The following is a 12,956-nucleotide window of genomic DNA, read 5'->3' on the forward strand; positions in this document are numbered from 1 at the left end:
CGACTACGTTCGTGAGAAGAAGGAGAGATACCGTGTCGACACCGCAGGACGCGCCAGGCGTGGGCCGAGCGCCCGGCCGAGGGAGCGGGTTGTTCCGCACCAAATCCGTCGAGCAGTCGATTCTCGACACCGACGATCCCGATTCCAAACTCCGCAAAGACCTGACCGCCTGGGATCTGACGGTCTTCGGTGTCGCCGTGGTGGTCGGCGCGGGCATCTTCACCCTGACCGCGCGCACCGCGGGCAATGTGGCCGGGCCATCGGTATCGCTGGCATTCGTTTTCGCGGCGATCGCGTGTGGGCTCACCGCGGTCTGCTACGCGGAGTTCGCCTCTACCGTGCCGGTCGCCGGAAGTGCCTACACCTATTCCTATGCCACTTTCGGTGAATTGGTGGCGTGGATCATCGGCTGGGACCTGATCCTGGAATTCGCGCTCGCCGCGTCGGTGGTCGCGAAAGGCTGGTCGCAGTATCTCGGCACGGTATTCGGATTCGATTCCGCCACGGTGCATTGGGGGTCGATCACCTTCGACTGGGGGGCGGTATTGCTGCTCACCGTGCTCGGTGTGCTGCTCGCCGTCGGCACCAAGGTGTCCTCGCGGGTCTCGGCCGTCGCGGTGGCGATCAAGCTCGCTGTCATCGCGCTGGTGCTCGTGCTCGGCATCACCTATTTCAAGGCGTCCAACCTGAGCCCCTACATCCCGCCGTCGCAGCCCGCCGAGGAAAGCGCCAGCGGTCTGCACCAGACGCTGTTCCAGTTCATCACCGGTGCGGGTGACACCAACTTCGGCTGGTACGGCCTGCTCGCCGCGGCCAGCATCGTGTTCTTCGCGTTCATCGGCTTCGACGTCGTGGCGACCGCCGCCGAGGAGACCAAGAATCCGCAGAAGGCGGTGCCGCGCGGCATCCTCGGTTCACTGGTGATCGTCACCGTGCTCTACGTGGCGGTGACGCTGGTACTCACCGGCATGGTGCCCTACACCGATCTGGCGGGCGAGAACGCCACACTGGCAACGGCATTCCAGATCGTCGGCGTGGACTGGGCCAAGAACGTCATCTCCATCGGCGCCCTGGCCGGCCTCACCACCGTGGTGATGGTGCTGTTCCTCGGGCAGACTCGCGTGCTGTTCGCGATGTCGCGCGATGGTCTGCTGCCCCGTGGGCTGGCCCACACCGGCAAGCGCGGCACCCCGGTGCGACTCACCGCGATCGTCGGCGTGATCTGCTGCGTGCTGGCCGGTTTCGTCGACTTCGGCACGCTCGAGGAAATGGTGAACATCGGCACACTGTTCGCGTTCGTCCTGGTCTCGGTCGGCGTCATCGTCCTGCGCCGTACCCGCCCCGACCTCCCCCGCGGCTTCCGCGTCCCCCTGGTCCCCCTCGTCCCCATCCTGGCCGTCGCGGCCTGCCTGTGGCTGATGGTGAACCTCTCGGTGGAAACCTGGCTGCGCTTCGTGATCTGGATGGCCATCGGCTTCGCCGTCTACTTCGCCTATGGCCGTCGCCACTCGGTCCTCGGCAAAAAGGCGGCGAAGCAAGACTGACCAGCCCCTTCGATGACATGATCGGTCCCGGCGTGGTCCGTTCCGACACGCCGGGCCGACCTTGTCGACCAACAGGATTCCGGTACACCCGTACGATTCGCTACGCTATCCGGGACGCCCCTATAGCCCAATTGGCAGAGGCAGCGGACTTAAAATCCGCACAGTCAGGGTTCGAGTCCCTGTGGGGGCACTGAAACACCAGGTCAGACCCGATCGCTGGGTCTGAGAACTTGCAAAATGCGGGCGATTCCCAAAAAAACACCAAGAATTCGCGCCGAACTTCCTGTCGCCCGCCGGCCCCAGCCATCGTCAGCCGGGACCGCTGCAGCGAGATAGACCCTCCAGTTTCGAGAACGACAGACGTCCACGCACTTGCCTCAGACGCTGCACCTGCTGCCACCAACGCCCGGCCGACAGGGGGATGCCGCGCCGCATGTGACGTCGTTTATCGGTGAATACGGCCGTCGTTCGGCATCGGACTTCACCAACCCGATCGGTGAAATCTGACGCCACCATGCGGATCTCGGGACGATTCGACGACAGCCTGTGACCGATCGCATTGCGGGTTCGATCAGCACCAGCGCTGCGCCGCTCTAAGCTCCCAGCTAGGGAGGACTCGATCATGGCCAATCACAAGAGGACCGTCACTGACTCAGAAGTCCAGGACGTTCTCAACTACTTCGGCAAATGCCCGATCTGCGACCATCCGGCCCGTGCTTGGCATATCACTGCCCGGTTCGACGACGGCGGAGTCGAAAGCCAGACCGTCGCCGCGTGCGGTGGCTGGTGTGGATGGAAGGGGCCTGTGAATCCAACTCCGATGACCGGCGACACTGCAGTATTGACGCAGGGTCAAAACATGATTGGGTCGGCCGCCGCCCCGTCACTGCCCACTGCTCTTCATCACACCGATGTCCCCCACCAGCGGTGAGTGCGCGGATTCCGCCCCTTCAATCTCACGACCTGTGTGCCAGTTCAGTGCGGTTCTACTCGACGAGAACAAGTCGGCGCTGCGGCACTACGCAGCCCAGCGAGGGTTGGTCGATCAGGTCGATGCGATCAGCGAGCTGGCACAGTCGATCGTGCCCGGTCCCGCCAGCGGGGCAAGCACACCAGCGGCGCCTGTATGTGTCGAATTCACGATCACGGGCCCTGACGCCGCTGAGCTGGAGGCGAGTATCCGAGCCTGAGTGTTTCCACGAGCAGAACGGCAAAGTGCTCGTCTACGGCGGCGTTATCCGTGGTCCGGCGGTCGAGACCGAGGTCGTTTTCCGAGCACCGTGCAGTGCGCATCTCTTCGTTCGTAGGTGTGCGGCCGTCAACGATCGGCGCCAAGTCTTCTTCATAGACGTTCCCGTCGCGGGAGCACGTTCGCTCTTGACGACGCCGGTGAATGCAGGGCAACGCCGGTCACCATCACCGAGCGATCAGTGAATTCCGTGCGGGTGGGGCTTTGCCTTCACGCGCAGCACATGTAGGCGTCCGAAGTGATCGTGTACGGTTCGCCCGGCGCCGGCGGTGTGGTGGTGGTGGGTTTCGTGAACACATCCGGCGGGCACGGTATCTGGTCGCAGGAATCCACTATTTCCGGATGCTCGAACAGCCATGTCACTCCCCATAGCACGGCCGCCAGCAACAACACCGACGTGAAAACAATCTTGAACGTCACCCATTCAGGGTAGGGAGAAGCACCGACAGAAGCCAAGGGCCGCAACGACATTACAAATAGGGGCGGTTACATCCTTGATGGGTGGTCAGGTCGTCGCGAGCAGGTCCGCGACGACGACGGTCACATTGTCCGGTCCTCCACCCGCCAACGCCAGTTCGATCAACTGGTCGGCACATTCCTCGGCAGTGCGCGCGCCGACCATGGTCACCTCGATCTGCTCGGCGCCCACGACATCGGAGAGCCCGTCCGAGCACAACAGAAACCGGTCGCCGTCCTCTGCGTCGCCGAGGACCAGGGCAGGCGTGACGGGCTCGCCGGTCAATGCCCGCATGATCAATGAACGCCGCGGATGGGTTCGTGCCTGCTCGGCGGTGATGTGGCCGGCGTCGACCAGGGACTGGACGAAGGTGTCGTCGTGGGTGAGCTGTGACAGCTTCCCGGCGCGCAGCCGGTAGCCGCGCGAGTCACCGACATGGGCGAGTCCGAACCGGGGCCCGTCGAACAGGATCGCGGTGAGCGTGGTACCCATTCCGGCTGTCTCGGCCCTGCGGTCGGCGTGCTCGGCGATGGCTGAATTGCCTGTCAGTACAGCTTTTTCCAGCCGCTCCAACAGTTCGCCGCCGTCGGCCTGCTCGAGCTGTGCCAGTGCCGCGATCATCAACGCCGAGGCCACCTCACCCGCGGCGTGCCCGCCCATCCCGTCGGCGAGCGCGAGCACGCTCGGGCCGACATGGACGCTGTCTTCGTTCGCTTCGCGCACCAACCCGCGATGGGTCCGTTGCGCGCTGACCAGTCGTGTCCCCATAACGTCCTCCTGTGTCATCAGCGCATCATCCGCTCGTCGTGATTCGAAACCGACTGTGCCACAAGCTCATCGTGGTGTGCGCGACACCGTGCTACCCATTCGAACAGCTACGCGGTCGTGTCGCTACCCACCGCGACGGGGAGCAGTTGTTGCAGCACATCGGTGATCGTGACCAATCCGAGTATCTCCGTCCCGGCGTCCGCGGTGGTGACCAACGCGAGGTGGCTGCGGGATTCGCGCATGACGCGCAGCGCCTCGTACACCGGCAGGCTCGCGGCGAATCTGAGCACCGGGCGCATCAGCTCGGCTGCGGCGGTATCCGTCGGCGCGGTGAGACTGTCACGCACATGAACCACGCCGAGGACGTCGTCGCCGTCGCGTACGAGCAACCGCAGGTGACCGGTCTCCCGGGACAGATCTTGGATGTCGCCGATGCCGGCGGTGGGGGCGACCGCGCTCGGTGTGGGGTTGGGCACGGTGATGTCGCCGACGGTGAGCTGTTCGAGTTCCAAAGCGCTGGTGAGATTTCCGCGGTACCGCTCGTCGAGTGTTCCCGCGGTCGCGGAATGTTCGACGAGATGGCGCAACGCCGCCGAATCCTGTCCGGATTCGACCTCGTCGACCGGGGTGACCCCGACCTTGCGCAGACACCAGTTGGCGGCATTGTTCAACGCGGTCAGCAGCGGACGCATCACCGTCATGAACGCCCGCATCGGAATCGCCAGCATGGTCGCCGACCGCTCCGGATGCGCGATCGCCCACGACTTCGGCGCCATCTCACCGACCACCAGATGCAGAAACGTCACCACGATCAAGGCGAGCACGAACCCGGCGATATCGGCGACCCACAGCGGAGCGCCCAGTCGCTCGACGAGCGGGGTGATCCAATGGTGCACAGCGGGTTTGGTGACAGCGCCCAGCGCCAGCGTGCACACGGTGATGCCGAGCTGGGACCCCGCCAGCAGCACCGGCAGCTCCGCCGAACTCCGCAATGCCGCGCGCGCGGCACGACTTCTCGGTGCGGCATCCGCGAGACGATGCCGACGCGCCGCGATGAGCGCGAACTCCACCGCGACGAAGAACGCACTGGCCGCGATCAACACGATCGTGACAGCGAGGACCACCCACGGGTTACTCATCGTTGTCTCCCACGTGTTCGGTGCGCACGGTCAACCACACCGACGACGGCACATGTTTGCCGACCGCCCTGACCTCGGCTGCCACCGTGCGGACCGGGCCTGGTCGCTCGGTGGCGTAGTCGGCACCACGGCGCGGTAGCGCGAGCTCGACCCGGTCGCCAACCTCGGGTAGGCCACCGTAGGTGTTGATCACCAGACCGGCGATGGTCTCGTAGTCGCCTTCGGGCAGATCCACTTCGATGACCCGTTCCACCTCGTCGAGGTGCACCTCCCCCGGTACGAGCCAACCGCCGTTGTCGGCGACGATTTCCGGTGTGGTGCCCGAATCGTGTTCGTCGGCGATCTCACCGACCAGTTCCTCGGCGATGTCCTCGACGGTCACGACCCCGGCGAACCCGCCGTACTCGTCGACGACCAATGCCATCTCCTGGCCTGCCTCGCTCAGCTGTGCCATCACATCGGGCAGCGGCAGCGATTCCGGCACCAAGATCGCGGACCGCAGGTGGTTCGCGGCGGTCCCGGTCAGCTCCGCGCCGAGCAGATCGTGCAATTCGATGATGCCGAGCAGATCGTCATTGGTCTGACCGACCACCGGATAACGCGTATGCCCGGTGCTCATCCGGGCGATGACATCGACGACCGGATCATCGACATGGACCAGATCGACCTGCGAACGCGGAATCATCGCGTGTTCGGCGGTGGACGAGGGGAAGTCGAGGATCCGATCCAGCAGTGTCGACAGCTCCCGCGGCAGCTCACCCGCGTCGCGGGAGGCGGCGACGATGTGCTCGAGGTCGCGTGGTGTCGCCGAATGTTCCACATCGTGCACCGGCTCGATCCGCAGCGCCCGCAGCAAAACGTTCGAGGATTGATCGAAAAGCCAGATCAGCCAACCGAATACCCGCAAATACAGTGTCGTCGAGCGCGCCAGCCAGCGCGCGACGGGTTCCGGTCGGGCAATCGCGAGATTCTTCGGGAACAACTCACCGAACAGCATCTGCACGACCGTGGAGAACCCGATCGCGAGCACCGTCCCGACGCCGACGCCGACCGCTGTCGGAATCCCGATCCCGCCGAGCAGCTCGCCCAGACCCCGCCCGATCAGCGGTTCGGCCACGTAACCGACGAGCAGCCCGGTTACCGTGATTCCCAATTGCGCGCCCGAGAGCATGAACGAGGTCCGTCGGGTCACCGCCAGCGCACGGCCCGCGGCTGCGTCACCGGCCTCGGTCTGCGCGGCCAGTCGCGACCGGTCCACTGCCATATAGGCGAATTCCTGGGCTACGAAATACCCGGTAGCCGCCGTGATCAGCAGAACGACCACCACTCCGAGAATCACGCTCAGCGCGGTCAGCACACTCTCACCCCCTTGCCGCATAGTCGAGAACACGACGCGACGCGGGGGTATCGAGACGGACCTTCGTCGTCGGCTTCACCATCGGGCATACAAGCCACAGTAGCACGCAGCACTGTATGGTCCGGGCCGGGAAAGGCCCATGTAGAAGGCTGAAAACGCCGGCTGGTCACCCGGCGCGCGCGCTCGGGGAGTTGCCACCGGAAGTGAGCGGATCCGGTTCTAGGAGTTGATGCGTTCGCTGGAATCGGCGTTGTCCGCCGAGTGATCGACTCGGACTTCCCCACGCCTGCTTCCGATGACACGTTTGGCGACTTCGATGACGATCGGCAGGACCGAGACAGCGACGATGAGCAAGAAGATGAGATCGATGTTGTCGCGGACCATCTCGATCTGGCCGAGCAGATATCCCAGGTAGGTGACGCCCGCACCCCACAGCACGCCACCGATGATGTTGTAGATCGCGAACGTTCGGTACCGCATGCCCGCCGCGCCCGCTACGACCGGCGCGAAGGTCCGCACGATCGGCACGAATCGGGCCAGCACGATGGTGATCGGACCATGTTTGACGAAGAAGGCGTGCGATTCGTCGATGTAGCGCTTCTTGAGGAATCGGGCGTCGTTGTCCTTGAACAACGCGGTTCCGCCGCGGGCCCCGATCACGTATCCCACCTGATCACCGGCGATCGCGGCGATCGGAACCAGGACCAACAGCAGCCCGATCGGCGCGAACGGTGCGATCTCGGTCGATTTCGACGCCGCGATCAAACCCGCGGTGAAAAGCAGCGAGTCGCCGGGCAACAACGGGAACAGCAGCCCGGACTCGATGAACACCACCGCGAGAAGACCCGCGAGCATCCAGGTGCCGAAGGAGTTGAGCAGGTTCACCGGATCCAGAAAACCCGGCAGCAACGCGAGATCCGTAGTCGCCGTACTGGCCATGGGCCGCAACATCATCGGTGGGATACCTACCTGAAATCAGCGATCAGAAGTGGAACGTGCCGGTGTCAGCAATGGCACACAGTAGCACGTGCCACGTTACAGTTATCCAGCGCTGAGCCTGCCCGGATCAGCCGTCGCAGGGCTCTCTCGCGACGGTAGCACGTACCGCTGTATGGTTGATCTCCGCTGCGCGTAGAGGAGGCCACAGTGACCGACACATTGCTCAAGATCGGCGAACTGGCCGCACGCGCCGAGGTCAGCCCACGCACGATCGACCACTACACCAGCATGGGCTTGCTGACCCCGGCCCAGCGCAGCGCGGGCAACTACCGCCTGTACAACCCCGCCGACGTCGACCGTATTCGCCTCATCCAGAACCTGGAAGCGCAGGGCGTACCGCTCGAGGAGATCTCGACCGCGCTCAATGCCTCCAACCCGCGCGATGTCAACGAAATACTCGCCCGCATCGACGCGGACCTGAAGAACCTGCAAACCGTCACCGAGGCGGCGCCGGTAGAGATTCACGGCCTGCTCAACATCATCTCCACCCGCGTGCACTCGCTCATCGCGATCGCGATGCATATGCCGCCCGACATACCGATCCTGTAGGACGCCGCCGAATCGACAGCACCGACACGGCCGCGCTCGCACGCCGTGTCGCTGATGGCGTGCTCGGCCACCGGGCCAAAGGCGAGGAAGTTGGCGAGGTCGCGGTGCGGAAGCGGCTTTGTCATAACGGTTGGTGGCCGGGTGCGGGCCTCGGGGCGCCGACGGCCTACTGTCTGGTTCAGCAGAGTTCGACCCTGGACCGGATTCGCGCCGGTTCGTGACGAGCGAGGTGGACGGTCTTGGTCGAGGGTGCGGTTTCCGGAGATGCCGAACAGCTGTCGGGTAAGCGGAGGCTGCTCGCGGTCCTGCTCGCGATGGCGATGTTCGTACTGGTCGTGGATACCTCGCTGATGAACGTGTCGATCTCCGCGGTGGTGCGTGACCTCGACACCACCGTCAGCGGTGTGCAGTCCGCGATCGCGCTCGAGGCGCTGGTATCGGCGGCGTTCATCCTGATCGGCAGCAAGGTCGGGGATCTGATCGGGCGTCGGCGCGCCTATGTGCTCGGCCTGCTCGGCTACGCGGTCGGGGCGACCGCGATGACCTTCGCCCAGAGCCTGACCGCGGTGATCGTGGCGTGGGCCGTGGTCGGCGGTATCGGGGCGTCGCTGCTGTTGCCCGCGATGCAGTCGCTGATCCACGGCAACTTCCACGGCGCCGCGCAGAAGCAGGTGTATGCGCTCGTCGGCGCGGCCGCCGCGATCGCCGCCGCCGTGGGGCCCCTGCTCGGGGGATTCGTCACGACCTACCTGTCGTGGCGGGTCGGGTTCGCGCTCGAAGTAGTCATCATCGCGGTGGTCCTGTCGGGTATAGGGCTGGTCCGTGACGTGCCCTACACCGGTGCGCGCGGGGTGGACGTGGTCGGTGCGGGGCTCTCGGTGGTCGGCATGGGCGGCATCGTGCTCGGAATCCTGGTGTGGCAGGAGGGCGGTGAGGCCGTCGCGGGTCTGCTGGTGACCGGTGCGGCGGCGTTGATCGGGCTCGCGTATTGGCTGATCCGGCGCAAGCGCCGCGGTGAACCGACGCTGATGGACCCGGATCTGTTCCGGTCGAAGGTGTTCCGGCTCGGGGTGACCGGGCAGATGCTGCAGCAGATCGCGCTGGGCGGCACGATGATCGCTTTGCCGATCTATCTGCAGATGGTGCTCGAATACAACGCCATGCAGGCGGGTCTGTCGCTGGCCCCACTGTCGCTGAGCATGTTCGCCGTTGCGCTGCTGGCGGGCAGAAGAGCGGGAACGCGACGTCCCGCGGTGATCATCCGGTGGGGGTTCGTCCTGGTCACCGCCGGTATCGCGATACTGATCCCGCTGGTGCCGCGCGCGGAGTTCGGGTGGGCACTGCTGGCGCCGCTGGTCGTGGCCGGTGCGGGCTTGGGCTTGCTCGTCTCGCAGCTCAACAACTACACGCTCGCACCGATTTCGGAGGAGCGGGTGAGTGAAGCCGCGGGCACCAACTCCGCCGCCGGGTCGTTCGGGCTCTCCTTCGGGCTGGCGTTCGCCGGTGCCGTCATGCTGGCCACCCTGTCGCTGACCTTCACCGCCATGGCCACCTCGAGCGAGGTGCTCCCACCCGCACAGCAGGAACATGTCGCCCAGGTTCTCGACGACGACGCCCAGATCATGAGCAATACCGAACTCGAGTCGCTGGTGGCCGATGAGCCCCCGGCGATCGGTGCGGAAATCGTCCGGATCAACACCGACGCGCGACCGCTCGCGTTGCAGGCGGCGCTGCTCGTGCCGATCCTGGCCGGCCTGCTCGGGCTGCTCACCTCCTTGCGCATGGTTCGCCAACCCGACGCACCACCTCCGGCACCGAACACCACGACCGGCAGCGCGGACGTCGGAGAGTAACTCGGTTACCGTTCGTGGGGGGATCTCAACCGCTCGTCTCACCTGGACCACCGCTCGGCGCACGAGCCGACGAAGTGCCAGCTGTCGCACCCGGACGCCGTGTACGAAATGGGGGGAATTACCAGGTGCAGACGACAGGCTGCTGGACGATACGGACGCGCGTTGATGCGAAACGGACAAAGAAGTCGGCAGGTCCCCTTCCGGAGCCCCTCGGCGCACGGTGGCCGGACGGCCCCGTACAGCGGATTCGCCGGGATCGCAACCGTGGTCGCCTTGGCCGCCTGGTCTCTTGCCGCACCGACCACGAGTGCCGATCCGCTACCTGCCACCTGTGAGGGGAACCATTTCGTCGCCAGTTGGACAGCGAGCCCGACCGATGCGCTGGCTCCCCTCGACGCGCTCGGCGGTCCGGTTCCGCTCGGCCTGGTGAACCAAACCCTCCGCATGATCATCAGTCCGCATCTGGGCGGCTCGCAGGCCCGCATTCACCTGTCGAACCGGTTCGGCACGACGCCGGTGACATTCGGCAGCGTGACGGCTGGGATCCAGTCCGACGGATCGACGGCGGACGGCATCGTGCGGGTGACCTTCGACGGGGCACCCGGAGTGACCATCGCACCGGGCCGAGATGCCGTCAGCGACCCGGTATCGATCACCTTCCGCGCCTTCGAGCCGCTGGCCCTCACCCTGTACGTTCCCGGGCCGACCGGTTCGCCTACCAAGCACTGGAACGCGAATGCCACGTCGTACTACGCCCCGGCGGGAAGTGGGGATCTCACCGAACATGGTGCGGACCAGCAGTTCTCGTCGACCACGAACTCGTGGTTCTATGTCAACGGACTGGACGTGATGGCGCCCGCGTCGACGCGGTCAGTGGTGGCGTTCGGCGATTCGATCACGGACGGTTTCGTCGGCGGCAGCCCGGTCAGCGTCCCCGCCGACGCGACGGTGGCCGACGTCGACGGACGCTACCCCGACAATCTGCAGCGCCGACTCGACGCCGCTGGGATCCCGATCTCGGTGGTGAACAGCGGAATCGGCTCCAACAGATTGCTCACCAGCGGTGAGCCGCTGATGCTCGGCCCCCGTGGCCTCGACCGCTTCCGAAAGGACGCTCTCGAACAGGCCGGCGTCGGCGGAATCCTCGTCCTGGAAGGCATCAACGACCTCGGGCTGCCCCCGGTCGCCACCGCGGACGCCATGATCGCCGGATATCAGCGGATCATTGCCGAGACCCATGCCGCGGGTAAGAAGATCTGGCTGGCAACGATTCTCCCCGCATCCAACGCACTGGTCGACGGCACCGTGCTGGCACCGGGGAGCGAGGACTCGAGGCAACAGATCAACCGGTGGATCCGCGACCAGGACCTCGCTGACGGAGTCGTCGATTTCGATGTCGCACTGCGAGATCCGAACAATCCTTCGATCCTGCTGTCGTCCTACAGCGGACCGGACAACCTGCACCCCAACCTGGTCGGCTACCAAGCGATGGCAGACGCGATCGACCTCGGAATGCTCGATTCCGCAACCCGGACCTGCTGATTCGGCGGGCCACGAAGGCCGACGTATCGCGTGACGGCTCCAATTCCGAAGTAGCGGAAATCGTGTCGCAGCGGCGACCGCAACATGCGCCGTGACCTGCGGGGCGATCGGCCGTTCGGCGCGAAGGCGTTTGAGAAAGGTTTTTCGAGGCACTACCGGGACAAGAGGCTCGTCGAAGGAGAGAACCGTGTCTTCCGGAATCCTGGTAGTTGTCATCGTCATCGTGGTCGTACTCGTAGGTGCGGCACTTCTGGTGCCGCCGTACCTACGCCGGAAGCGTCTACGAGACCGATTCGGGCCAGAGTACGACCGGACCGTCGAGCAGACGGCGGATCGCCGTGCCGCCGAACGCGAACTGGCCGAGCGCGAGCGCAGGCACAGCTCACTCGACCTGCGTGAACTGACGCCCGAACGCAAGAAGGAGTTCGCCGCGGACTGGGCGAGCGTGCAGGAGCGCTTCGTCGATGATCCCGCCGACGCCGTCACCGAGGCCGACCGGCTCGTGACGACCGTCATGGCCGAACGTGGTTACCCCACAGAAGATTTCGACCAGCAAGTCGCCGACCTCTCCGTCGAGCACGCCTCGACGCTCGGCCACTATCGCGATGCCCACGGCGTCGCGGTGAAGCACGCGAACGGCCAGGCGAGCACCGAGGACCTTCGGACCGCCATCGTGCACTACCGCGCCCTGTTCCTCGATCTGACGAACGGCCACACCGAGCACAAGAAGGACACCGTGTCATGAGCACAGAACGCAACCGAACCGAAACCGCTTCGCACACCGATGATCTCGAGAACCTCAACGAAAACGACCGCGGCGCGACCGAGGAACGCGGCGAGCACCTCGTGATCGACGCCGAGGTCATCGACCCGGATTCCGGACGCGATCCCAAGGCCTCCCCCGCCGTGGACGGCAATACCGACAGGACCTTCGTCGCGGGCAGCGGCGCGGATACCGCGAACGAGGCCCGCGCGGGTCACCAGCGCCACAGCTCCGCCGACGAGACCGACACCGTCGACGCGGCCGACCCCGAGCACGAGCCGGTGGTCCAGCAGCAGAGCCCGGCCACCGACACGGACGACGACGTCGTCCCGCTGTTCGACGAGAAGTCCCTGGAACAGCTCCGCGACCGTTGGCGCGATCTGCAGGGCGCCTTCGTCGACGATCCCCATGATGCCGTCCGCGAGGCCGACGAGCTGGTCACCGAACTGATCCACGAGCTCACCACCACCTACGCCGCTCGCAAGGGGATCATCGCGGACCGGTGGTCGGAGAGCCCCGACACCGAGTCGTTGCGACGCGCGCTGCGCAGCTACCGCTCGTTCTTCAACCAACTCCTCACCCCCACCGCCTGACCCTGTCGGCGAGCACACAACCGTACGAGCACGGCACACGGCCGCGCTCGTACGGTTTCCGCCGTGAGGGTGACACCGGATGTGCGCGGTGATGCGCCGCCGGTGCAACGCGCGCCAGAACGTCGCCAGGGGTCGGGCGGCCT

Annotated in this window: 10 protein-coding genes, 1 tRNA gene and 1 pseudogene; 7 read left to right on the forward strand and 5 right to left on the reverse strand. The window is 65.4% G+C overall.

Annotated features, from left to right (window positions below; genetic code table 11):
- Positions 1–32 precede the first annotated feature (32 nt).
- Both NA12_RS16850 and NA12_RS16855 read left to right on the forward strand, forming a co-directional pair.
- Positions 33–1,544 carry an APC family permease gene (locus NA12_RS16850; RefSeq protein ID WP_067451497.1) on the forward strand — a complete coding sequence of 504 codons (1,512 nt, stop codon included), beginning with the start codon at positions 33–35 and terminating at the stop codon, positions 1,542–1,544.
- 116 nt (positions 1,545–1,660) lie between these two features.
- Positions 1,661–1,734, forward strand: a tRNA-Leu gene (locus tag NA12_RS16855).
- A 1,269-nt stretch (positions 1,735–3,003) separates the two neighbouring features.
- Here NA12_RS16855 and NA12_RS16865 read toward each other — a convergent pair.
- From NA12_RS16865 to NA12_RS16885, 5 genes and pseudogenes are all read right to left on the reverse strand, one after another.
- Positions 3,004–3,213 carry a hypothetical protein gene (locus NA12_RS16865; RefSeq protein ID WP_067451503.1) on the reverse strand — a complete coding sequence of 70 codons (210 nt, stop codon included), beginning with the start codon at positions 3,211–3,213 and terminating at the stop codon, positions 3,004–3,006.
- A 97-nt stretch (positions 3,214–3,310) separates the two neighbouring features.
- A pseudogene (locus tag NA12_RS16870) lies at positions 3,311–4,018 on the reverse strand (PP2C family protein-serine/threonine phosphatase); the annotation flags it as partial.
- 107 nt (positions 4,019–4,125) lie between these two features.
- Complete coding sequence (locus NA12_RS16875) at positions 4,126–5,157, reverse strand: hemolysin family protein (RefSeq protein ID WP_067451509.1); 1,032 nt, start codon at positions 5,155–5,157, stop codon at positions 4,126–4,128.
- A complete protein-coding gene (locus NA12_RS16880; RefSeq protein WP_067451512.1) occupies positions 5,150–6,514 on the reverse strand; it encodes a hemolysin family protein in 1,365 nt (454 codons plus the stop codon). The genes NA12_RS16875 and NA12_RS16880 overlap by 8 nt, the downstream gene beginning before the upstream one ends.
- A 219-nt stretch (positions 6,515–6,733) precedes the next feature.
- Complete coding sequence (locus NA12_RS16885; RefSeq protein WP_067451734.1) at positions 6,734–7,465, reverse strand: VTT domain-containing protein; 732 nt, start codon at positions 7,463–7,465, stop codon at positions 6,734–6,736.
- A 195-nt stretch (positions 7,466–7,660) separates the two neighbouring features.
- Between NA12_RS16885 and NA12_RS16890 the strand changes: the two genes are divergently transcribed.
- The 5 genes from NA12_RS16890 (at position 7,661) to NA12_RS33145 (ending at position 12,813) form a co-directional block, all read left to right on the forward strand.
- Positions 7,661–8,062 (forward strand): MerR family transcriptional regulator, encoded by a 402-nt coding sequence (locus NA12_RS16890; RefSeq protein WP_067451515.1) that lies wholly within the window; start codon positions 7,661–7,663, stop codon positions 8,060–8,062.
- A 239-nt stretch (positions 8,063–8,301) separates the two neighbouring features.
- A complete protein-coding gene (locus NA12_RS16895) occupies positions 8,302–9,915 on the forward strand; it encodes an MFS transporter (protein WP_067451518.1) in 1,614 nt (537 codons plus the stop codon).
- Positions 9,916–10,179: 264 nt separating this feature from the next.
- Entirely contained in the window at positions 10,180–11,457 is a 1,278-nt protein-coding gene (locus NA12_RS16900; protein WP_243654725.1) for a GDSL-type esterase/lipase family protein, read from the forward strand.
- Positions 11,458–11,644: 187 nt separating this feature from the next.
- Positions 11,645–12,202 (forward strand): hypothetical protein, encoded by a 558-nt coding sequence (locus NA12_RS16905; protein ID WP_067451521.1) that lies wholly within the window; start codon positions 11,645–11,647, stop codon positions 12,200–12,202.
- The gene (locus NA12_RS33145; RefSeq protein WP_084472825.1) at positions 12,199–12,813 is read left to right on the forward strand and encodes a hypothetical protein; all 615 of its coding nucleotides are present in this window, start codon (positions 12,199–12,201) and stop codon (positions 12,811–12,813) included. The genes NA12_RS16905 and NA12_RS33145 overlap by 4 nt, the downstream gene beginning before the upstream one ends.
- Positions 12,814–12,956: the final 143 nt, after the last annotated feature.

Source organism: Nocardia alba NBRC 108234, assembly GCF_001612665.1.
GTDB lineage: Bacteria > Actinomycetota > Actinomycetes > Mycobacteriales > Mycobacteriaceae > Nocardia > Nocardia alba.